Here is a 21,104-nt window from a genome sequence, read left to right as displayed (position 1 = left end):
CAAGGAGGGAAATATCATGGCAAGTTATAATCAAATATCAAAAGGTAATTGGCAAGTTGTTATTTCCTTAGGCAATGATCCAGTTACTAAAAAAAGAATAAGAATTAAAAAACAAGGTTTTAAAACTAAAAAAGAAGCTGAAAAGTTTGTTAATGAATATAGTTCCAAGGTTGATAATGGCTTTTTATTACCTAAGTCTAAAGATATATACCTTAAGGATTTTATCCTAGATTGGTTCTATAACCATAAAGTGTTATCAATAGGTATAAATACTAGGAATAATTATTTAAGCCGTATAGAAACGTATATAATCCCTCTTCTAGGTAACTATAAATTAACTGAATTAGACACGCTTACTATACAGAACTTTTATAATCATTTACTTACTAAAGATAATTCTCTAAAGCCTTCATCAGCTAAAAAAGTAATAGAGGCTCTTAGCAACTGTTTAAAGTATGCTAAAAAGCTTAAATTAATAACTTACTTACCTACAGATATAGAGAAAGTTAATATAGAAAAGCCTAAAATAGAATTTTGGAGTAAGCAGCAGCTTGATTTTTTCCTTAATGAAATCAAAGATACTTATTTATACTTTCCAGTTTTAATATGTGCTTTAACTGGTGTAAGAGTTGGAGAACTATGTGGTTTAAAATGGTGTGATGTTGATTTTAGAAGAGGTTATCTAAATATAACTAGACAAGTGATTGCTGATAAATCTACTAATACATTAGTGTGTACTGAAAATTTAAAGACTACTAAGAGTGATAGAACTATATCTATTCCAAAAGTATTATTAAAAGAATTTGAAAAGAATCTAAAGGATCCTAACGACTTTATAGTTTTAAGTAGAGAAAATGAAATGTGTAATCCTAGGAATATATCAATGGACTTTACTAAGAAGGTAAACAAGTATAAAGATATATTACCTCAAATATCAATACATGGCTTAAGACATACTCACGCTACTTTATTAATATTAAATGGTGAGAATATAAAAATAGTTTCTGATAGACTAGGTCACAATGATATTACTACTACTTTAAATACCTATACTCATGTTATGGAAGAAATGAAAGATAACACGGCTGAACTACTTGATAATTTATTCATAAACAATGCTTAAATATACATTTATTTTACTTAAAAATACCTCAAATAAACTTTTTGTCCCCTAATTGTCCCTTTTTAAGCATAAAAAAAGACTCAACCTAAGTGATTAAGCCATTTCCATTAAATAAGTGGTATCCCCAGTAGGAATCGAACCTACATTTATCCCTTAGGAGGGGATTGTTCTATCCATTGAACTATGGAGACTTATTGAAAAATTTATTATAATTTTAACTCTTTAACTAATATATGTCAATAAAGTTTACCTTATAACTATTCCGTTTAGAGTATTTTCTGTAAGTTCTTCTATTATCTTATTTGCATTTAATTCTTCATTTATGCTTAACTCATATAATGATGCTGATAAAAGACTCCCAAATAAACTATGTGCTAATAATGATGTATCACACTTCCTTATTTGATTTTTCTCCATAGCTTCATTTAATATTCTTTCTATTCCTTCAATATATTCTGTTATTTTATTTCTTAACTCATCCTGCCTTGTCTCTTTACCCCATAATTGACTCATTACAAGCTTAAAGAATGCCTTATTGTCATAAAGTAATTTAAATTGCATCCTACATACTTCTCTTATTTTTTCTATAGGCTCTTCTTTAGATTCCTCAATTTCATCTAACTTATCATTCCAAATTTCAACACCTTTTGAAACCACAAAATTAAAAATGTCTTCCTTACTTTTAAAATTGTAATATAGTGTTCCCTTAGCTACATTAGCTTTAGCCGCAATTTCATCAACTGTTGAACCATTATATCCTGATGTAGCAAAAACATGTATTGCTGCTTCAAATATAGCTTTTTTTGTTCTACTCATAATCACTCACTCCAACCTTTATTTATAAAAGCAATTTAATGATATACCACTTACTTTATTTAATCAATAATATATAATTTGTAATTTTTTTGTTTACAATGCAAAATTATATATATAATAATATAAGATATAGTATTTAACATAATTATTTAGGAGAGATACAAATTATGATAAAAGTGTACAATAGAAAAACTAAAACATATGACACTGAGCAAGTAGCTGGACTTAAATATATAAAATGGTCTTATGCATCTCCTATAGGAAAAGGCTTTACGGAATTATTTGTAAAGAAAAAAGTTTTTTCAAAACTATACGGAAATTATTGTGATTCTTCACGTAGTAAGAAAAAAATTCAACCTTTTGTAGATGAATTTAACATTGATATGTCTCTTTGTAGAAATGATATATCCGATTTTAATAACTTTAATGACTTTTTTGCAAGAACATTAACTGATGAAGCTAGACCTATTGATTACAGTAAGAATATCTTAATTTCACCTGGGGATGGTAGACTATCAGCTTTTGAAAATATAAATCTTAATAAACTTGTACAAGTAAAAGGATTTACCTATTCATTAAGAGAATTAATATATGATTCAAAAGTAGCTGATGAATTCCAAGGTGGCACTTGTCTTATTTTAAGACTATGCCCTACTGATTATCACAGATTCCATTTTGTTGATAATGGTGTTTGTGGTGAAACTAATAAAATTTCTGGTGCTTACTACTCAGTTAATCCAATAGCACTAAATAATATAAAAGAACTATTCTGCAAAAATAAAAGAGAATGGTCAATGTTTAAGTCAGAGAATTTTGGTGATATACTGCATGTAGAAGTCGGAGCAACTTGTGTTGGAACAATACTTCAAACTTATAAACCTGGTGAAAAAGTAACTAAAGGTCAGGAAAAAGGATACTTTAAGTTTGGTGGATCAACTACCATTCTCTTCTTCAAAAAAGGAGAAGTTAAAATTGATTCAGATATAGTTGAACAAACAAAATTAGGTTTTGAAACAAAAGTTAATATGGGTGAGACTATAGGGCATAAATAGTCAAAACAGGAGCTTAATTATGAAAATAATTAAGCTCCTGCTAATTTATAAAATAAGATTATAGGAGAATTTACTCTTATTTTTACCTATTTCAAATTATTTATCCTTGAAATTATTTATTATTTTTTCTAATTTATCTTTAAATTCTTTTCTATCTCCATTAAATATAACTATATTTATATCCATCTCTTTCGCTCTCTTCATAACTGAAGATTTTAAAGGTTCTTTCGTTGCAACTAAAATTTTAATAACATTTTCTCCTCCTAGTTGTTCTGAATAAACATTAAGCTCATTTAAGGCAACTTCATCATACTTTTTAGAATCCTTACAAGAAACACAAATAAGTACAGAATCTTTTATTGCAACAACATCGAGTTCATTTTTAACTCTAGATTCTTTATCATTCCATAAAAATAAAACTCCACTTTTTATGTCATCTACGCTTTGTATCTCTTCAATTACACTCTTTGTAAGTACCTCTAACCATGTTCCACATTTAAATATAAATCCTTTTATAAATTCATTTAAGAAAATTACCTTTAAGCATTCATCAGTAGCCTTTAATCTAACCTGATTATTATCCACTAAATATTTTAAAATATTATCTAAAAGATTTTTTTCTTCTTTAGTTAATAACTCTTTATCCACCTTTATACATTTAGGATTAGAGTCATCATGTATAAAGACACTGTTATCACTTAATCTTCCTCTATATTTATCCCAAAGATTTAAGTTTCTAGCTATATAATTTGTCATTTCCTCAATTATATTTATTTCAGAAACCTCAGTTGAATCTAAAATTATTGACGCTCCCATACTGTTTATTACATCTTCAACTTCCAAATCTACAAAATTACACCTTTTGCACTCAATTTCATCTAAGCTAAACTTTAAAAGTTCTTCCTTAGGAATATCTATAAAAAATCCGTCTATGTTATGTTTTATTGCCAAAGTGTACATAATTAAAATATCTTTTTTATTTCCTTGATTTAAGCAAACTGCAGCTTTTTTATTCTTAGATTTTTTTAATATAGTATCAAAAGAATAAACTATATCCTTTTCTAACTTTTCATCTTGAAAACTACAGTTAGGAAATTTATTTAAATAAAATTGTCTAAGTGGATTTAAAACTTTAAGTTCTTCATCTTTTTTATATAAATACAAAACTTCTTTAGGACTAAATTTTTCTGTCATTAGAATACTTGATTCATTATGTTCATCTAAAATTGTAATTATAAAATCATAATTCATAATATTTCACCCTTAGCATATTATTTTATTATTATTTTCGCCTAAGAAAGTTATTTTATTCTATTTATAATTTTTAAAGGTAATTTGGGATTAAATTAGAATATAAGATATATAAGTATTTCATTAGACACCATAGATATCTAATAAATTACATTAAGTTAGCTTTTTACTATTAGATATGATTTTATAAATAAAAAAGCTTGCAACATAAGTTACAAGCTTGTGGTGCGGCGGAGAGGATTCGAACCCCCGACCAATCGGTTCGATTAATATAAATTTAAATTAGTTTAATACAATCCTTATAAGTTAGTATTTAAGCCATTTATTAACCTTTAAGTTTATTTTAATTCTATACAATTTAATATAAAAGTTAAATCTATTGCACACTTATTGCACATCTTTATTGATATTATTATAAAGTTGGATTTAAGTTAATATCTTGGACACTAAAATTCAAACTTATTTAGACTGCATTAAAATCTTTAAATTCTATCTCATTGTGAGTATTATAATCAAGAGCTGAATGCAGTCTTTTGTTATTATAAAAACCTTATATATATTCATAAATTTTATAAATATTTCTATAAATTTCATCTTTCTTTAAAACAAAATTAAATGAATCTATACAAAAATTATCATAGGGAGAACCTTTTTTGACTAAAGGATTGTATTATATTAAATTAATTACATATATTTTTCATATTATTAACTGTATATTGTTAACTTAAAACAATATGAAATATTGTTTTATTTAGTTGAATAAAACATGTCCTTTTTTTAATAATACCAAGATCTACTTAACTAATATTCATATACAAAAGCTAAAAATTATTATTCATCTTTTTTAATAGTCTTAGAAATTCCTCTTTCTCATCTTCGCTAAAGTTTTTATACACAACTTTATTTAAATTATTGCTTATTTGCATATACTTATCTCTAATTTCATTTGCTTTTTCAGTAAGTTTTATATAAGTAATCCTTTTATCATTCTTACATTTAACTTTCTCTATATATTCAAGATTACAAAGCTTATTAACTAAAACAGTTATAGTTGATTTATCCTTACTTGTTTTTTTAGCTATTTCATTCATAGTGAGCATTGATTCACTTTCATATAAAACAGTTAAAATATTCCCATAGCTAGGCTCTATTTCTAACAACCCATTTTTCTTTAATTCATTTTGAATAAAATTAATCATTTTTTTCTTTGTAGTACTTAAAAAATAAACTATATACTTATCATTCATAATTTTTATCCTCTTTTAATTTTAGTATTAAAATCCTTATCAAATACTGTACAATAATTTCCTTCTTTTGTTCTACATTTTGAACATCTAACGCATCTTATTTTTCTTTGATTATTCTCTTTCCATTCTTTTATTAAAGTTGGTTCTGATAAAAGTGGTCTTGAAATACCAAAATAATCTATACCTGTTTCTTCACGTCTTTTTTCTATTCCACCTAAGGTTTCAAAGCCTCCAACTGTTATAATAGGAATATTAACTATCTTCTTTATTTCTTTAGCAAAGTTTATAAAGTACCCTTCTTTTTCTATAGTATAGCCATCAAACTCTTGACCTATCAAAGTTTTAGCCTTCCCATGAACATTTCCTGATATCTCTAAAGCATTAACACCTAATTTCTCTAACATTATACATATTTTTTTAGTATCTTCAAATGTCAAACCTTTATCAAAGAATTCTGTTGCAGTAAGTTTAATTATTATAGGGAAGTCATCTCCAACATTTTTTCTAACTTCTCTATAAATTTCTTTTAAAAATCTACATCTATTTTCAAACTTCCCACCGTATTCATCAATTCTTCGATTATAGTAAGGACTTAAAAACTGATTTATTAAGTATGTATGAGCACCATGTATTTCTACACCATCAAACCCACTTTCTTTAACTCTTCTTGCGGCATTTGCAAATGCCTTAACTACATAATCAATTTCATCTTTAGTCATTTCTTTTCCTATAGTTCCTGTACTTCTTTCAGCTACAGCACTTGGAGCATAAATAACTCTCTTTCCAACATTATATGTAGTCTTTGTCCCACCATAAGCAAGTTGCATAACTATTTTATTTCCATAACTATGACACATATCAGTTAATTTTCTATATTCTTCTATAAACTTATCATTATACATTCCCATCATTCCAGCATTAGGTTTTTCTTCTTCCAATATATTAGCATATCCTGTTATAGTGAGACCTACTTCATTTTGTGCAAGTTTTCTATATATATCATACAAAACATTAGTCATATGCCCTTTTTCATCAGCATAACATTCCCATGTAGCTGCTCTAACAAATCTGTTTTTAGTTTCAAATCCTATTGAATTTGTTTTTTCAAATAGTTCACTCATATTTTTAATCTCCTGTAAAATAGTTTTATATAAAACCATTTTACATCTAACTAGGTATTTATACAAATATAATAAAATTTTATTAATAATTTTAGTATTTATATAAAAATTTTTGTTTCAAAAATTCAAACTTACTTAAAATAAATTAAAAACTTTAATTTTTATCTATTTATAGAAATACTTCCTTTCTCTAACTAAATATTATGTTATCTAGTTCGATAAAAGGTGTATACTATTTTATACTAACACCAAGTTATATTTTATCTTTAATAATTGTTCCTATTTATATTCCTTTTTAAAAATAGAGTTAAATATTTATTTAAATATTCCAAATATATCAACATTTATTTGACAAAGTCAAGTAATAAGAGTATACTTCATTTTATCAAGTTAAGGAGGTATTTATTTGTTAATAGAGTCATTCGCATTCTATATATCAGTTCTTCGGAAACAATTTACTTCATATTGTTTTGAAAAACTTTCAAAAATGGATGTGACTTATGGACAACTACATATTATAATTTTTGTTGGGAAAAAGAAAAAATGTTCTCCTAAAGATATTTCAATCGCATTAAAATTAGATGCAGGACATCTTAACAGAACTCTTTCTAAATTAATAGAAAATGATTTAATTGTTAAACAGAAAAATACTAATGATAACAGATCTAATATCGTAAGTTTAACAACTAAAGGTAACCAAGTATTTGAATTAAGTCATAGCTTATTTCAAGAATGGGATAATAAAATATTATCTTCTCTTTCTGATAGTGATAAACAAAAATTAATGGAACTTATAAAGAAAATAACCATTTATCAAAATGAAAAATAACTAAGTAGACTTAAAAATAAAAATTGGAGGATATGACATGACAAAATTAAATGAATTTATGAATATTTTAACAGGAAGTTTCAATAATTCTGAACAGTATGAAACTATGAAAAAAAATAATAAAGATTTTCCTTATGCTGAACATGTAAATACTATTTGTAACGATAAAATAGTAAATCTACCATCTAATTTCAAAGGTATTTTTTTGCTTGAAGAAAGTTATTATACATCTAATGGAAATACACATGCAACACCACATTTATTTTTATTTACAGAAGAAGAAAATGGGATAAAATTAACTTCTTATGAAATCCCTACTGGATATGACAAAAATACTTTTACTTATAAAAACTTAAAAAATATTAATTTTAATGATTTAAAATTATCAGAAAAATTCACCCCAGCAATTTATGTTGAAAAAAATGGTTTATGGGAAGGTGGAAGCACAAGTATGTTTTCTCCCGTATTAAAATTCACATTATTTGAGAGATTTTCACAAGAATGTTTAGAAGTTAGTGAAATTATGGAAGTAAACGGAAAAAGAACATTTGGATATGATGATCCAATTATCTATAAGAGAATTTAATAGAAATATTTATTGATAAAAAATAAAGGATTAAGAAATAACTCTTAACCCTTTATTTTTTCATATTTATTAAACATTTTATATTTCTAAATTCATTAGCAGAGGTTCAAACGTTTTAAGTATTTTCTTCTTTTCCCTTGAAAGTGTCGCAGTACTAATATTTAAATTCATAGCAATATTAATATTACCAATTTTATCTCCATATCTATATTTTAAAAATTCCTTTTGATGTGGTTCTAACATATTAATATAAATTTCTATACCTATACTTTCCTCTTTTATTTTCTGTTTGGATAGCTCTAATCTTTCTATCCTAAATATTTTATTTAACTTTTCATATTCAAGATTATCTATAAGTCTTATCATTTCTCTTTCCATATGACTAGTTCCATCACTACTGGTTTGTACTTTTTCTCCCCAATTTTGAGTTAAATAACCTGTATTATTGGTTGCTCCTTCTGTAATGTTTATATCAATATTCTTAATTCTATTATCTATATTTTTTATATGCTCTTTTAATAAATGAATTTCTCTTTCTATTCCTTCAATCTTAATATCTTTTTGATAGTAGTCCCTTAATTTACATTCAAGCTTTTTAATTTCCTCTTTAGTCATTGCTATCACTCCCCTATATGAATCTTTTATAAAATTTATAATCTTATATATTATTTTAAAAAAAGTCAAAATTTTAGTGTGTATACATCTACTATTAGGCAATCTACTGTTAGTACCGCTATATTTTTTACAAACATGTGGGACTATATTTACTTTTCTATTTTGATTTTATCATTTAAATTTAAATTTCATTTTACAGATTTTTTGTGAAAAAAGGTAGCCTCGTCATGATAACCTAATACCTTTTATTTTTTAATGGTACCAGGGGTATTAGATCATTTTATGTCAACAAATGTCAACATTTTATCTATCATTTTCCATCATTTCATTGGAGCGTTTTTTATATTCGTTTGTTTTGTAAAAATAAATTTATCCTAGCATACTATGTAACTTTTAATGTTAGCATTTGTTAGCATTTTATCTTAGTATTTCTTAGGGTCTACGTTGCATTATAGCGTTGCAAAGAGTTGCCTTTATACAAGGTATTACAAGGCTCAACCATTCACTAAAACGTTCATTAAATGATCCTTTTCGTTACCATTGGAACGCTCCTTTTTACGGAACGTTTCCTTGGAGTACTCCGTTTATTTTCAATGTAGTACTCCATTAAAATTTATTGTTGTACTACATTCAAAGTGTGCATACTTTTTTTAAATTTGTGTGCATACCTTTTTCAAAAACTATTTTTTGATATATTTATAAGCTAACTTAAGCCATCTATTTTCTCTTTCATTCTGCCAGTATATAAGTGACCTAATTAATTTATTGTATGTAGTCCACCTCATGCCTTTAGGTTTTAAATCACTCTTTGGTAATTCTCCAGTATAGTATTTAATATCATGCTCTAGCTTTAACTTATCCAATATCTTATTTATCTTTAAATCACAATACTCCATACCGCTTCTATATGTATTAGTTATTCTGTATCTCAATGATCCACACTCTCTACATTTCCAATTACCTTTCACTAAGTAAATATGTTTTCTAAGACTTAAACAATATGGACATAGGAATAAATGTTTTTCTCCAAAGTTATTTTTATATCTCTCTATTCTTATAAAAGTATTATCAATACATATACCATTATCTTTTATGGTCAAAATACTCCCTTTTAAGACACTTGATTTAAACCTAAACCTATTACCCTTAAGACTTAAAATCTCGTCTACATCTAGCCTAAGGCACTCATCTACATACAAAACTTAACCACTCCTTATATATGTGAAAACTACTAAATAGTAAGGCTTTTTAAGTAACTTATAATAATCAAATCTATATTGAAGAGGTATTATATTGATTGTTCCTCTTCTCTCTTACTTTTACTTTTACGCTCCCAGTAACTAGAATTATATTCCCTTACTCTATCCCTATTCTTTTTACGCCATGCTCTCATATATGCATTTCTCTCTTCCCTTGCCTTATCATTCACTCTCAATGCTCCTTTCTATTTTTAAGCAACAAAAAAGCCACGAGAACAACACCAGTACTTATATACCGATTAATTGTTTCCCGTGGCTATATAACACGCCTTCCACCTTATAGGTAGGGTACTTGAAATATTCTTTTTCTTAATCTTATTATATCATTCTTATTTACTTAATAAAATTACATTTTATATTAAATAACTTTTCTATTTAGTTGAATCATTGAATAAATAACTTGCTTATAAAATATTACACTTAATTTATCATAATCTTTTTCAATATCAGCACTTTTTAATGCGTCATAATATTCAGCTTTCTTATCGTATTTTAAATATACAGGTGGAATATTTTTCAATCTAAATAACCAATTTAAAAAAGCTCTTGAAACTCTTCCATTTCCATCATTAAATGGATGTATAACTGTTATTTTATGATGAATTTCAACAACCTTATCTATATATTCAGAAATGCTTAAATTATCTTTTTCTTCTAATAATTTTTTCACCATTTCATCAAGTTCTAATATCAAACTCATTATTTCCTTATAATCTGCAGTTTCAAATTTAGATTGAGTAACATAATTATTACTATTTCTAAATTTTCCTCCTTCCTCTGGATAAGGAGCATACTGATATAACTTATTATGTAATGATAATATTCTAAAAGCAGTAATTTTACTATCAGTAGAAAGTATATAATCATATACTGATGAATGCCCTAGCACTTCTATTATATCTTTATATTTACTATTACAATATTTACTATTCTGTAATTTTACTCTTAAATCAGTTATTAACTCCGCTACATCTTCAGCTTCTATATTTACCCCTTCCATTTTATTTTCATTATATATAAAATCGTTTTTAAATTTATACCATATGAAATCACTTTGATTTTCAAAAAACAATTTATACGAATTAATTATATTAACTAATAATGATTTTTCAGAACTAACTATACCTAATTCACTTTTTCTATTATTAGGCTTATACTTACTGATTCTTCTTTTCAATGCTTTAGGATCTGTATCACCACTTATTTTTTTTAATTTATACGCAATATTAAATACACAAGATTCAAAACTCACTCCAAAATATTCTGAAACTAATAGTACATCATCAAAAGATATGAATCCATCAAATTCATATTTTTTAACTTCATTGTCTAAATATTTAGTAGGCATCAATAACGCACTTGCAAATTTATCTGCAAATTTTTCTATATGACTCTTCTTTCGTCCATCGATAGGACATATATTTGATTCCTTGCTATCTTTTAAATAATGACAAAGTTCATGTGCTGCCGTAAAACGTTGTCTTGTAATTGGTCTTTCATTATTTATACCTATAATATGAATATCATCCTCATCTTCTGGCACAATATAAATGCCTTCTAAATCCTTAAATCCTCTAAACTGATAAACTACATTAAGTTCATCTAATATTTTAAAAGGATCTATTGGAAATGAAGGCTCTTTATCTTTAAATATTCTTTTTAAAACTTCAGTCGCCAATTTTTCAGGCGATTCTATAAACTTACTTATCTCATCCTCCTGAAACATACTATACCTCGTAATTTCTTAGTTTCTTTTTAAAATCAATAAGATTCATTATCTCTTTTTTATCAATTTCTGAAAGTTCTGAAAAAGTTCTCGCGAACATTTTTGTATCAGTACCTAACTCTTTTTCATATAGCAATTCATCAGTTGATACTCCATATAACTCTGAAAATTTCTTTAATTCTTCAGCACTTACTTTTCTCGTTCCACTTTCTATCGCAGTTATACTAGTTCTATTAATCTCTAATAAATTTGCTACATATTCTTGCGATAACTTTAATTCTTTTCTTAAACTCTTTAATCTCTCATTTAATAAGCTCATAATCACAACCTCCTTATATACTAATAATATTCTTTATAGTTATTTTTCGCAACATTTTTTGTTGTATTTTCTAACATTTATTGTTGACAAAATAAAAAAAATTATTCATTCAATTACACTTTTATTTAATCTCCCAAAATTTTCAACATAGATAATGCTACCTTTTACTTATCACCAAAAACTTTTAAACAACCTATCATTAGACCTCTCCATAGCTTAATTTGATATTATTTTTAATTGTTCTATAGCACTAGTATTTTAGGTCTATTCTTTATTTTTTCTACTCTATTTACTCTATAAATAAACTAAATTTAAGCCCTATTTTTATATAGTTTATAAGCTTTTTATTAGCCTTTCTATTTCCCTTTATTATAAGCCCAATACTTAACATAATACACAAACTGTTAACTTTACAAAAACATATCAAACTATTGTATTAATGCTAAATTAAAGTATATTAAAAACTTAAACTTAACATTACCTCAATATGTTAAATTAATTACTAAATAAAAAAGAGTAAATACATATTCTTTAATCTTTAATTAAAAGTTTTCTACGCTCAAGCTCTTTATTTAAATAGTTTAAATACTCACTAAATGGTAAAAAATATTTAATTGATTCTCTTATTACTGAATTAGATATTTTTGAATCAAGATAAGAATTGTAATCTACATCATCAATTAATTTATTTATATAAAGCTTATTATTTATATCTTGAATTTCACAAATATAAAAATCTTTTGCCCATGATTTATTATCTAATCCTTTATAATTAAACTCTCTTTCCATATCAAATTTAATTATATAACTATTTAATTTTTTCCTTTTAATACTGTTGATATTTACAGTAAGCTCCTTATTTTCTTCTTTTTTATTAAACTCTAATAAACTATTAAACTTTAAATTATATAATTCAGCAAGTTTAGGATCATTAACTAAATTTGATACATCTACAGGAGTTTCACTTTCTCCCAACTCAAAAAAATCAGTTAATAAAGTTTTTGATTCCAAACTTAATTTAATAGGAATAACTTTTAAGTAAGCAGTTAAAAAAACTAAAAAAATAAGAACTATTAATAATATTATCTTAAATCTTTTTTTCATAAATATTGTTCCTCCTCTTAAATCAATAATTAATATTATATTAATCTATTAAAGAAACATTTTCCATAAACTTTATCAAATTTAAAGACCAAACAAAAAAAGAAGAGGATTAATATTTCTATAAACCCTCTTCTAAGATGTTTGACAATGTATATTCTAATGCAATTTAAATATAAAATAGCTGATACTAGAATACTTTCATTACCAACAAACAAAAATTACAGTACATAAATTTTAAACTAAAACTTATATATACTCAATACTTTATTTAAAATACATTTTTATATTTATATAGTTGCTCTTTATAATTAATTAAATCATCTATATAAACCTTGTAATCTCTTGTAGGTTTATTATTAATCCAATCAACTAAATGCTTTATACTTAGTGATATAGAGTTACCATTAAAATTAATATCTATAAAATCAGAACATGTATACTCTATAGTACAATTACCACTAAGCATTATTTTTATTAGTGATCCTGTTATATCTTTCTTATCTATTTGAATACTATTTATATCATATAAATTTAACTCTTCAAAACTATCATAATCATGTATATAGGCTTTGCTATCATCTAAATTATCATAAGCCTTTATATCTTCCCACTCGTCATATAAACTATATCCCATATGTGGTAAGATTAAATCACTAATTTCATATATCCTCGTTATATAACTTCCACCAATTACCCATATTTCACTACTTGGTACTTTATCATAACAAGAAATATATATATCATGAATAACTCTTATATTGCTATTTAGTTCTATTAATTTATTGTTTAACTCCTCTACTTTATAATGCTCTTCTAATATCTCCTCTATTTTTTTATTAATTATATCAGCTTTATCATGTATCTTTTTTAGCTCCTCTTCTTCTATCTCAAATATATCTTTTTTATTTCCTCCAAAAGCATTTATTAAAGAATTCATCTTTAAACTATCTTTAATATTTTTTGAATACTCTCTTTGCACATCAAACATTATTAAAGTTTTATAATCAATATCACATTCATCTATTATATCAGCTTGTACTATTTCAACCTCTTCATTTGTAGTGTTATTATTTTCTATCACTACATTCTTTTTAGTTGTAGTGTTCCTATCTTTTAACACTACACTTTTTAATACATTTATTTTATTTACTATTAGTTCTATATCGTTATTATTTAAATTTTTATTTATACAGTATTCTTTTATTTCAGCTATATTTATATCATTTAATATTTTATCTCTTTGTAGTGTCATTATATATTTATCACTACTCTTTACCTTACCAGTTTCTTTATCTCTATATCTCTCACATAAATAAAACTTATATGTTTCACCGTATTTGTCTTTCCCTTTCTTTACAGAACAAAACATATTATTCCTCCTTTTGTAGTGTCATTAAACCTTTAACACTACATTTTACTTAAATAATAAGGCTCGACTTAATGTCGAACCCCTTAATATTAGGTTACTCCTTTTTTGGTGGTAACCTATTCTATATCAATATATATTCTCTTATAAAGTCCTTTTCTATAAGGCTTACTAATCTTCTTTATCTTAACACCAGTTGATAAAGCTTTAATGATCTGCTCTCTTTCCTCAACTGTTTGGTAGCTTATAATTATCTTACTCATTTGACACCCTCTTCATCTTTAATGCTCTTATTTTAGCCTTAGCCTCTTCCTCTAGCTTTACAACTTCCATAACTCCACTAGCTTTCACAATTTGATTTTGAGTGTTTGGTAAAGCCATAACCACACAATCTAATGTATCTCTTAATTCAATATTGCTTAATCCTCTTGTAATATTATCTATTGCATTTCTCATATTATATTTACCTCTCAATTCCCTATGCTCTATATTTATTTTTTTCCATTAACTCCTCAAAAAGTTCTAATGCTCTAACTTGTCCAATAGCATTTAACTTTTTAAATCCCTCTAAAATCTTATCTTCTATATTACCTATTGATTCAATTATCTTCTTGCACTCATTCTCTAATGCTTTATATCTGTAATATTTAAGTTTCAAATCTATTCTCCATAAATCTCCTAATGTTTTCTTAGTTGCTTTTTTAGGATTATCCCAAAAATTACTTACATACTTCATAGCCTCTTCAAAGCCAACTTTATTTATCCATCTTCTGTTTATTACTATATCAAAACTTCTGAAAGAACTATCAGCATGAAGAGTAATATAAAACTTCTTATTATCTCCTTGAAAATCTAGTGTTTCAAAATAAAAATTAAATCCGTTTATTGTTCTAACTGTACTCACGTTTAAAAATTCCTCCAATATTTCTTATGTTTACCTCTTGATTTATTGGAGCTAACATGATACCTTGAATTTGCGAGATTCTAGGTTATCATGTTAACCCTTAGACTAATGTATGTATCTTTACATTAGTCTTTTTTTATACTTTATATTTCTTATAGTGTTTTTACCCACTTATTCGCCTCATAGAAGAGTCTTGTCTATTATTTAATGTGGACATAGGTTAAATTTTAATAAGTGCTTATACGAGCCACTATCCTCCTTGAAATATGTAAATTAAAATCTATTTATTATTACTTTTTCCAATCATTAAAACACCAACTAAGATTTTTGTTTTCTTGTCTGATTTTTTATAGAGTATAGCAATTAATTTAATTTTTTCTTTTAATTCCATATTGCACTCCTATATTAAATTATTTTCCAAACTTTTCAGTTAATTTTTGAGTTGGTAAGTTATAATCAAAATAGATAGCTCCAGTTCTTCCACTTCTATTTTTAGCAAAGTTAACTTCTAGCACATCATCTTTTATATTTGTTCCCTCTTCTCTAGCCTTGTAATAGCCCTCTCTATAAAGTAGACCAATAACATCAGCGTCCTGTTCAATGGAGCCTGTGTCTCTTAAATCGCTTAGAAGAGGTCTTTTATCTGACCTTTGCTCTGTTCCTCTTGATAATTGACATAAACCAACCATAGCAACATTTAAATCCTTTGCTATTGCTTTAAGCTCATTAGACACAATATTCATTTGTTCATATCTGCTCCCTTTAGTTGTTGGAGTTATCTTCCCTATATGATCTATTATGATTACATCTAATCCATGCTTTAATTGAACTTCTTTAGCAACTAATCTTATTTCACCTATTGTTATTGATGAAGGCTCATAGATAAAGATATTTTTCTTCTTAGCTGCAATATAATTAAATGTATCGGTTAGCTTATTCCATTCATTATCATTAAGTTTCCCTCTTGCTAGTATTGTATTTTCTATACCACTATTCATTGCTAATAATCTTTGTCCCATTCCCTCTGTACTCATATCTAATTGTATGTAAAGTACATTAGCTTTTATATTATTTAATATTGCAAGTGAAAAGGCTGTTTTCCCCATGCTTGGTCTAGCTCCAAAGACTATAAAATCTTTTTTATTAAGTCCATTTGTAATCTTATCTACACTTTGTATTCCAGTCTTAAAACCACGAATACCAGTTTTGCTATTATAAGCTGATTCTATCTCACTCAAAGTGTTATACATAACATCACCAATACCCATGACTTTATTTTTTCTGTTTACCTGGTTAACTTCTAAAAGTTTATTTTGTAAGAAGTCCACTTTACTATTAACATTCCCCTCGCTACTAATAACCCTTTGACAAGCCATTACAAGCTCTCTCTCACGACTTTTCTCTTTAACTATATTTACATGGCTTGATAGTGTTCCATAGTCAATACGACTTGTTTTCTCTGCTATATCTGTAAGTGTTATTGCTCCACTCTTAATCTCATTACTTAACTTCTCTGATAATACAACTACATCAAAAGATATATTCTTTCTATATAGCTCACTTATAGCTTTATAAATCATTTGATTCTTAGTGTTGTAAAAGTCATTTTCCTCTATTTCTCCAATAACTTTAAGCATATATTTGTTATTAGCTGTAACTGTTCCTAATATAGCCTCTTCTGATTCTAAAGAATATAATAATTGTTTATTCTCCATGTTTATTGCTCCTTTCTATAAATCATCTAAATTTGTTTGCCTTCTTTTGGGTTCTTCTTTTGGTTTATTAATAATATTATTTTTCTTACACCAAACATTAATAGCTCTATAATGGTCTTTATATTTATTACCTTTACCATTAACTATATAATTGTCTAAATCTAATATTTGCTTATTGACTAACTCTTTACCAAATTTATTTACTAAAGTATCATATTGTTCTTTAGTAATTTTCACTTTGTCTATAACATCATCTATAAAAGTTAAGTCCATATATATTTTTTCTTTATTAGATTTTTTATTATTCTTATCTAACCTTTTCTTAAGCTCTTTAAGTAAATCTAAAGTACATAAGTTTTTGTCTTTAAGTTTCTCTTTTTCTTTAATAACTAAATCTTTATCATATTTATTATTAATTTCATTTTCTAAGTCATCTATTTCTTTATTAATTCTTTCAAAATAAGATATATTATCTTCATCATTTGAACTATATATATTTAATTGTTCTTTCATTGTTCTTTCATTGTTAGTACCCTCATTTTGTGGGTAATCATTACCTACATTTTGTGGGATATTATCACCCTCATTTTGTAGGTTACCTACATTTTGTGGGTTACCTTCATTTTGTAGGTAATCTTTTAATATTAATGCTATGTTTAATTTATAATAATTTCTTCTTTTAATTGTCTGCTTAGAAATTATATTTTTTTCTCTTAAACTTTTTAATGATTTAATAACTTCTCTATCACTTTTATAAAACCATTCATCTTGTATAGTTTTAATTGACGGATTACATATTCCATTTTTCCAATTATTATGATTAACTAAAGATATTAAAACCATCTTTTCAACTCTGTCTAAATCTATTGAAATGTTATTAAAAACAATTCTATTACTCAACATCAAAGCATTAACATTACCATTTAACACCTCCTTATCCACCAATCTAAGCACCTCCTCTTCATCTTAAGCAAATATACCTCTAAATGTATTTAAGTCTTTCCAGTTAGGTTCTTTTCCTGTTTCTCTGCATAACTCTAAATACTTCTTAAATAATTTAAAGCTCATATTAAATCACCTCTGTTCCTATATGATCCTCAAACCACTTATCCAATCTTGATACTACAACTCTTCTTTCTCTTCCTAACTTGATTATTGGAAAGTCTTTAATATGAGTAAACTTTAAAGCTTGGTTGTATGAAATACCTTCTACCTCTGCCCACTCTTTAATTGATAAAGTCCTCTTCTTAACAAGTTCGTTATGCTCTTTCATCCTCTCTGAAATGTTAATCATTGTTTTTCTCTCCCTTCTATTCTTCAAGCTCTTTTAAAACTCGAATAAGTACTTCTAAATATTCCTCCATAGTTTCCTCCCTATGTAATACTTTTGATTTGTATGTGCAAAATAATAAGACTGAACATTAATGGAATTAACTTGTCCTATTTAATTGATTTGAATTTTAAGATATGTATTTTTAAAGTGACAATTAGTAACACCTTAATTATTCTTCATCTGAAAAGAATAGTTCTTGTACTGTTGTGTCTAGTGCTGCTGCTATCTTTAACATTAGACTTTTCTTTAAGTCTACATCTCCTTTTTCAATCCTATATAAATGCTGTTGTGTTATTCCTAAAGTTTTTGCTAATTGTTTTTGTTTTATATTTCTTTTAATTCTTTCAATCTTTAACTTATTCATATTCTCCCCTCCAAACTTTAAACGTTTATTGTTTACAAACTAATTTTAGCTTTTAAAAATTTAAATGTCAACATAAAAACTAAAATTTTAACGTTTAATGTTTAATTTTTTTCAAAAAGAATATATAATAATATTGAGGTGATTATAATGACATTAGGTGAAAAGATAAGAGAATTAAGGCTTTCAAAGAAAAATACCATAAAAGATTTAGCTAATTTTCTAGGAGTTACAGAGCAAGCAGTTTCTCAATATGAAAGAGATATTAGAATTCCTAATTACTCCACATTAAATTCAATAGCTAATTTTTTCGACATAGAAACTATAGATTTATTCCCTAAAGACTTAGTAAAAAATTCAATTCCTTGTTTAGTTCCATTACTTAATTTAATTGATATAAAAATATCTGATGATACTGATTTAAAATGGAATGATATAAAGGGATTAACATTAGAAGAAGTTACTGAATTAATTTTGTTTCTAGATTCATTAGCAAACAAGATAATAAATAAACGACTTTCAAAGAAAATGAACAATGAAGAAATTGTTGTAAAAAAATTAATTTTCCCAGAGACAAAAAAATCATTTACAAGAGTGATTATTGATAATGATTTAAACATAATAACAAATTATTTTGTAGGTCTTAATAATAATACTTTATTAAATAAAGTTAATGATATTTGGAATGATAAAGGATTAACTGGAGCATTAAATCTTACTATAGAGGATTTAAAAGAAGAAAAAGAAACTAATATTACTCCTCTTCCTAAAAAAGAAAAACAAATATGGGAAGAAGAAGGAAAAGAATATCTTATGCCTATAGCTTCACATGATAAAGACGGAAACTTTACAGAAGAGGAATATAAACATGACGATGACTTAATGAATGATGAGGATATATGGAAATAACAAAGGAGTAAATATGAGTTACGAAGAATTATTAAGAGAAGCTGATAAGCTCGGAATAATTGTTAAAGAACTTGATTTAAAAACTAGAAAAGGGCGTTGTTGTGGTAAGAGAATTGCAATAGATAAAAAACTATCCAGTAAAGAAAAAGCTTGTGTCTTAGCTGAGGAGCTAGGACACTTCCATAAAACTCTTGGAGATATAAGTAATCAAAAAGAGATAAATAACCGTAAACAAGAAATTATCGCAAGGCGTTGGGGATATGAAAAATCAGTTGGTATTATTGGTCTAATAAATGCCTTTAATAATAACTGTAAAAATGCTTATGAAGTTGCTGACTTCTTAGGAGTTACAAAAGAATATTTAGATGAATCTATAGAATATTTTAAATGCAAATATGGTGCTAGATATGAAATTGACGGATATATAGTTTATTTTCTGCCTAGATTTGGAGTATGTAGAATGTTCTAATTTTTAACCACATTAAAGAACATACATTCGTTACTTTAAGCGCCATATTTGGCGCTGCAATCAAATTATTAAACGAATCCACTTTTGGAATCGCTTCTCATAATATTAATTTTAAAATCGGTAATTCCGACTTTAGCTCAATCCACTTTTGGACTGGACTTCCCCAATAAGTTGGGGAAGCTTATAATATTAAACTAAGACTAAATTTCGACTTAGTGTTTTAAGGTGTCCTCAAATTTGAAGATACCTATTTTATACTTAAAGATAATAAGTGAATCGTTATTAACGATTGTTTTTTTGGATTTAAAAGTTCTTTACAAGAACCCTAATATATTTCTAAGTGTCCAGGAGTAACTTAGAATCTTAGGTCAGCCGAAAACTTGGCTCACCTCTTCCCACTTTCAATAGGAATGATATTTTAACTAAGCTCATTTTGTAGCCCAGTACCACAACATAATATTTTTTAGCCCAAGGGAAAATTCCCTTGGCTCATTAGCTCCATAAAGATTAACCAAGATAAAATTATCTTGGTTGATCTTCGCCAACTTGTTGGAGAAAGTTTTCACACACTTTTGTGAGAAAGCATTTTTGCGTTTTCTCAACTTGTTGCGAATTTAAATTTAAATTTCACCACTTATGGCGAATGTAATTTATTAGATAATAGCGATTTACGATTATCTAATTATTTATTTTGATAGTGCGAATTTTGCACTTTCCCCCTCTTGTGGAGGAAACCTACATTAATTTAAAGTGTCCTCAAATTTTAGGACGCCTATTTTAAACTTAAAAACTATATTTTAAGGGTTGCTGACAAGCTTAGTACGAAATCCGTACCGACCTCTGATTTATTAAAAGTTATATTTGAGGGTTGTGGACTTTTCCGCCACCTCTTCACCAGTAACTTTTAAATTAATAATGTTAAGAACATTAATCCTATCCATGGAGCATTAAGCACTTTATCATATAGGAACGCTGAACGCAATTTTGCGTTTAGTAAAA

At 26.2% G+C, this 21,104-nt stretch carries 24 protein-coding genes and 1 tRNA gene; 6 read left to right on the top strand and 19 right to left on the bottom strand.

Annotation, left to right across the window (positions count from 1 at the left end; all coding sequences use genetic code 11):
* The first annotated feature begins 16 nt into the window (after window positions 1-16).
* On the top strand, window positions 17-1,123 hold the full coding sequence (locus ACQZHJ_RS00330; protein WP_430483586.1) for a tyrosine-type recombinase/integrase: 1,107 nt from the start codon (window positions 17-19) through the stop codon (window positions 1,121-1,123).
* A 116-nt stretch (window positions 1,124-1,239) separates the two neighbouring features.
* Here ACQZHJ_RS00330 and ACQZHJ_RS00325 read toward each other — a convergent pair.
* Together ACQZHJ_RS00325 and ACQZHJ_RS00320 are read right to left on the bottom strand one after the other, a co-directional pair.
* Window positions 1,240-1,314 (bottom strand) — tRNA-Arg (locus tag ACQZHJ_RS00325).
* Window positions 1,315-1,369: 55 nt separating this feature from the next.
* The gene (locus tag ACQZHJ_RS00320) at window positions 1,370-1,939 is read right to left on the bottom strand and encodes a TetR/AcrR family transcriptional regulator (RefSeq protein WP_430483585.1); all 570 of its coding nucleotides are present in this window, start codon (window positions 1,937-1,939) and stop codon (window positions 1,370-1,372) included.
* Between the two features lie 167 nt (window positions 1,940-2,106).
* Between ACQZHJ_RS00320 and ACQZHJ_RS00315 the strand changes: the two genes are divergently transcribed.
* Window positions 2,107-2,991, top strand: coding sequence for a phosphatidylserine decarboxylase (locus ACQZHJ_RS00315; protein WP_430483584.1), 885 nt, complete (start codon window positions 2,107-2,109; stop codon window positions 2,989-2,991).
* 96 nt (window positions 2,992-3,087) lie between these two features.
* On the opposite strand, the gene ACQZHJ_RS00310 is transcribed toward ACQZHJ_RS00315, so the two are convergent.
* The 3 genes from ACQZHJ_RS00310 to ACQZHJ_RS00300 form a co-directional block, all read right to left on the bottom strand.
* Window positions 3,088-4,242: a Card1-like endonuclease domain-containing protein gene (locus ACQZHJ_RS00310; protein ID WP_430483583.1), complete on the bottom strand. Its 1,155-nt coding sequence runs from the start codon at window positions 4,240-4,242 to the stop codon at window positions 3,088-3,090.
* Window positions 4,243-5,063: 821 nt separating this feature from the next.
* On the bottom strand, window positions 5,064-5,489 hold the full coding sequence (locus tag ACQZHJ_RS00305; RefSeq protein WP_430483582.1) for a MarR family winged helix-turn-helix transcriptional regulator: 426 nt from the start codon (window positions 5,487-5,489) through the stop codon (window positions 5,064-5,066).
* A gap of 5 nt (window positions 5,490-5,494) precedes the next feature.
* Window positions 5,495-6,610 (bottom strand): NADH:flavin oxidoreductase, encoded by a 1,116-nt coding sequence (locus tag ACQZHJ_RS00300; RefSeq protein WP_430483581.1) that lies wholly within the window; start codon window positions 6,608-6,610, stop codon window positions 5,495-5,497.
* Window positions 6,611-7,016: 406 nt separating this feature from the next.
* On the opposite strand from ACQZHJ_RS00300, the gene bilQ reads away from it, so the two are divergent.
* Entirely contained in the window at window positions 7,017-7,439 is a 423-nt protein-coding gene (gene bilQ, locus ACQZHJ_RS00295) for a bilirubin utilization transcriptional regulator BilQ (protein WP_430483580.1), read from the top strand.
* Window positions 7,440-7,476: 37 nt separating this feature from the next.
* On the top strand, window positions 7,477-8,025 hold the full coding sequence (locus ACQZHJ_RS00290) for a hypothetical protein (RefSeq protein WP_430483579.1): 549 nt from the start codon (window positions 7,477-7,479) through the stop codon (window positions 8,023-8,025).
* 78 nt (window positions 8,026-8,103) lie between these two features.
* Here ACQZHJ_RS00290 and ACQZHJ_RS00285 read toward each other — a convergent pair whose 3' ends face one another.
* From ACQZHJ_RS00285 to ACQZHJ_RS00220, 14 genes are all read right to left on the bottom strand, one after another.
* Window positions 8,104-8,640: a hypothetical protein gene (locus tag ACQZHJ_RS00285; RefSeq protein ID WP_430483578.1), complete on the bottom strand. Its 537-nt coding sequence runs from the start codon at window positions 8,638-8,640 to the stop codon at window positions 8,104-8,106.
* A gap of 680 nt (window positions 8,641-9,320) precedes the next feature.
* A complete protein-coding gene (locus ACQZHJ_RS00280) occupies window positions 9,321-9,839 on the bottom strand; it encodes a hypothetical protein (protein WP_430483577.1) in 519 nt (172 codons plus the stop codon).
* Window positions 9,840-9,928: 89 nt separating this feature from the next.
* A complete protein-coding gene (locus ACQZHJ_RS00275; RefSeq protein WP_164472974.1) occupies window positions 9,929-10,069 on the bottom strand; it encodes a hypothetical protein in 141 nt (46 codons plus the stop codon).
* Window positions 10,070-10,257: 188 nt separating this feature from the next.
* Window positions 10,258-11,625 (bottom strand): ImmA/IrrE family metallo-endopeptidase, encoded by a 1,368-nt coding sequence (locus tag ACQZHJ_RS00270; protein WP_430483576.1) that lies wholly within the window; start codon window positions 11,623-11,625, stop codon window positions 10,258-10,260.
* 1 nt (window position 11,626) lies between these two features.
* Window positions 11,627-11,944: a helix-turn-helix domain-containing protein gene (locus tag ACQZHJ_RS00265; RefSeq protein WP_430483575.1), complete on the bottom strand. Its 318-nt coding sequence runs from the start codon at window positions 11,942-11,944 to the stop codon at window positions 11,627-11,629.
* Window positions 11,945-12,475: 531 nt separating this feature from the next.
* Window positions 12,476-13,048 carry a hypothetical protein gene (locus ACQZHJ_RS00260; RefSeq protein ID WP_430483574.1) on the bottom strand — a complete coding sequence of 191 codons (573 nt, stop codon included), beginning with the start codon at window positions 13,046-13,048 and terminating at the stop codon, window positions 12,476-12,478.
* A gap of 268 nt (window positions 13,049-13,316) precedes the next feature.
* Window positions 13,317-14,417, bottom strand: a complete 1,101-nt coding sequence (locus tag ACQZHJ_RS00255) for a hypothetical protein (protein WP_430483573.1) — start codon at window positions 14,415-14,417, stop codon at window positions 13,317-13,319.
* 116 nt (window positions 14,418-14,533) lie between these two features.
* The gene (locus ACQZHJ_RS00250) at window positions 14,534-14,677 is read right to left on the bottom strand and encodes a hypothetical protein (RefSeq protein ID WP_163236136.1); all 144 of its coding nucleotides are present in this window, start codon (window positions 14,675-14,677) and stop codon (window positions 14,534-14,536) included.
* Entirely contained in the window at window positions 14,670-14,870 is a 201-nt protein-coding gene (locus ACQZHJ_RS00245; protein WP_430483572.1) for a hypothetical protein, read from the bottom strand. The genes ACQZHJ_RS00250 and ACQZHJ_RS00245 overlap by 8 nt, the downstream gene beginning before the upstream one ends.
* Window positions 14,871-14,892: 22 nt before the next feature.
* A complete protein-coding gene (locus tag ACQZHJ_RS00240) occupies window positions 14,893-15,318 on the bottom strand; it encodes a hypothetical protein (protein WP_430483571.1) in 426 nt (141 codons plus the stop codon).
* 410 nt (window positions 15,319-15,728) lie between these two features.
* Window positions 15,729-17,033, bottom strand: coding sequence for a DnaB-like helicase C-terminal domain-containing protein (locus ACQZHJ_RS00235; protein WP_430483570.1), 1,305 nt, complete (start codon window positions 17,031-17,033; stop codon window positions 15,729-15,731).
* 15 nt (window positions 17,034-17,048) lie between these two features.
* Window positions 17,049-17,975 carry a helix-turn-helix domain-containing protein gene (locus tag ACQZHJ_RS00230; protein WP_430486840.1) on the bottom strand — a complete coding sequence of 309 codons (927 nt, stop codon included), beginning with the start codon at window positions 17,973-17,975 and terminating at the stop codon, window positions 17,049-17,051.
* A gap of 127 nt (window positions 17,976-18,102) precedes the next feature.
* On the bottom strand, window positions 18,103-18,327 hold the full coding sequence (locus tag ACQZHJ_RS00225) for a DNA-binding protein (RefSeq protein ID WP_197925882.1): 225 nt from the start codon (window positions 18,325-18,327) through the stop codon (window positions 18,103-18,105).
* Between the two features lie 208 nt (window positions 18,328-18,535).
* Window positions 18,536-18,730 carry a helix-turn-helix transcriptional regulator gene (locus ACQZHJ_RS00220; RefSeq protein ID WP_430483569.1) on the bottom strand — a complete coding sequence of 65 codons (195 nt, stop codon included), beginning with the start codon at window positions 18,728-18,730 and terminating at the stop codon, window positions 18,536-18,538.
* A gap of 147 nt (window positions 18,731-18,877) precedes the next feature.
* Here ACQZHJ_RS00220 and ACQZHJ_RS00215 point away from each other — a divergent pair, with 147 nt between their 5' ends.
* Both ACQZHJ_RS00215 and ACQZHJ_RS00210 read left to right on the top strand, forming a co-directional pair.
* Window positions 18,878-19,636 (top strand): helix-turn-helix domain-containing protein, encoded by a 759-nt coding sequence (locus ACQZHJ_RS00215; RefSeq protein ID WP_430483568.1) that lies wholly within the window; start codon window positions 18,878-18,880, stop codon window positions 19,634-19,636.
* A 13-nt stretch (window positions 19,637-19,649) separates the two neighbouring features.
* On the top strand, window positions 19,650-20,105 hold the full coding sequence (locus ACQZHJ_RS00210) for an ImmA/IrrE family metallo-endopeptidase (protein ID WP_430483567.1): 456 nt from the start codon (window positions 19,650-19,652) through the stop codon (window positions 20,103-20,105).
* The last annotated feature ends 999 nt before the right edge of the window (window positions 20,106-21,104 follow it).

This window comes from Clostridium sp. B9 (genome assembly GCF_050509515.1).
GTDB lineage: Bacteria > Bacillota > Clostridia > Clostridiales > Clostridiaceae > Sarcina.
Note: the sequence above shows the minus strand (reverse complement) of the source record. Positions and strands in the feature narration are given on the sequence as shown.

Bases quoted from the DNA above. Each gene is read 5' to 3' on its own strand.
- ACQZHJ_RS00250 (WP_163236136.1), bottom strand. From the start codon at position 14,677: ATGAGTAAGATAATTATAAGCTACCAAACAGTTGAGGAAAGAGAGCAG.
- ACQZHJ_RS00315 (WP_430483584.1), top strand. From the start codon at position 2,107: ATGATAAAAGTGTACAATAGAAAAACTAAAACATATGACACTGAGCAA.
- ACQZHJ_RS00305 (WP_430483582.1), bottom strand. From the start codon at position 5,489: ATGAATGATAAGTATATAGTTTATTTTTTAAGTACTACAAAGAAAAAA.
- ACQZHJ_RS00320 (WP_430483585.1), bottom strand. From the start codon at position 1,939: ATGAGTAGAACAAAAAAAGCTATATTTGAAGCAGCAATACATGTTTTT.
- ACQZHJ_RS00330 (WP_430483586.1), top strand. From the start codon at position 17: ATGGCAAGTTATAATCAAATATCAAAAGGTAATTGGCAAGTTGTTATT.
- ACQZHJ_RS00210 (WP_430483567.1), top strand. From the start codon at position 19,650: ATGAGTTACGAAGAATTATTAAGAGAAGCTGATAAGCTCGGAATAATT.
- ACQZHJ_RS00310 (WP_430483583.1), bottom strand. From the start codon at position 4,242: ATGAATTATGATTTTATAATTACAATTTTAGATGAACATAATGAATCA.
- ACQZHJ_RS00265 (WP_430483575.1), bottom strand. From the start codon at position 11,944: ATGAGCTTATTAAATGAGAGATTAAAGAGTTTAAGAAAAGAATTAAAG.
- ACQZHJ_RS00215 (WP_430483568.1), top strand. From the start codon at position 18,878: ATGACATTAGGTGAAAAGATAAGAGAATTAAGGCTTTCAAAGAAAAAT.
- ACQZHJ_RS00225 (WP_197925882.1), bottom strand. From the start codon at position 18,327: ATGATTAACATTTCAGAGAGGATGAAAGAGCATAACGAACTTGTTAAG.
- ACQZHJ_RS00270 (WP_430483576.1), bottom strand. From the start codon at position 11,625: ATGTTTCAGGAGGATGAGATAAGTAAGTTTATAGAATCGCCTGAAAAA.
- ACQZHJ_RS00235 (WP_430483570.1), bottom strand. From the start codon at position 17,033: ATGGAGAATAAACAATTATTATATTCTTTAGAATCAGAAGAGGCTATA.
- ACQZHJ_RS00290 (WP_430483579.1), top strand. From the start codon at position 7,477: ATGACAAAATTAAATGAATTTATGAATATTTTAACAGGAAGTTTCAAT.
- ACQZHJ_RS00300 (WP_430483581.1), bottom strand. From the start codon at position 6,610: ATGAGTGAACTATTTGAAAAAACAAATTCAATAGGATTTGAAACTAAA.
- ACQZHJ_RS00255 (WP_430483573.1), bottom strand. From the start codon at position 14,417: ATGTTTTGTTCTGTAAAGAAAGGGAAAGACAAATACGGTGAAACATAT.
- ACQZHJ_RS00245 (WP_430483572.1), bottom strand. From the start codon at position 14,870: ATGAGAAATGCAATAGATAATATTACAAGAGGATTAAGCAATATTGAA.
- ACQZHJ_RS00220 (WP_430483569.1), bottom strand. From the start codon at position 18,730: ATGAATAAGTTAAAGATTGAAAGAATTAAAAGAAATATAAAACAAAAA.
- ACQZHJ_RS00285 (WP_430483578.1), bottom strand. From the start codon at position 8,640: ATGACTAAAGAGGAAATTAAAAAGCTTGAATGTAAATTAAGGGACTAC.
- ACQZHJ_RS00260 (WP_430483574.1), bottom strand. From the start codon at position 13,048: ATGAAAAAAAGATTTAAGATAATATTATTAATAGTTCTTATTTTTTTA.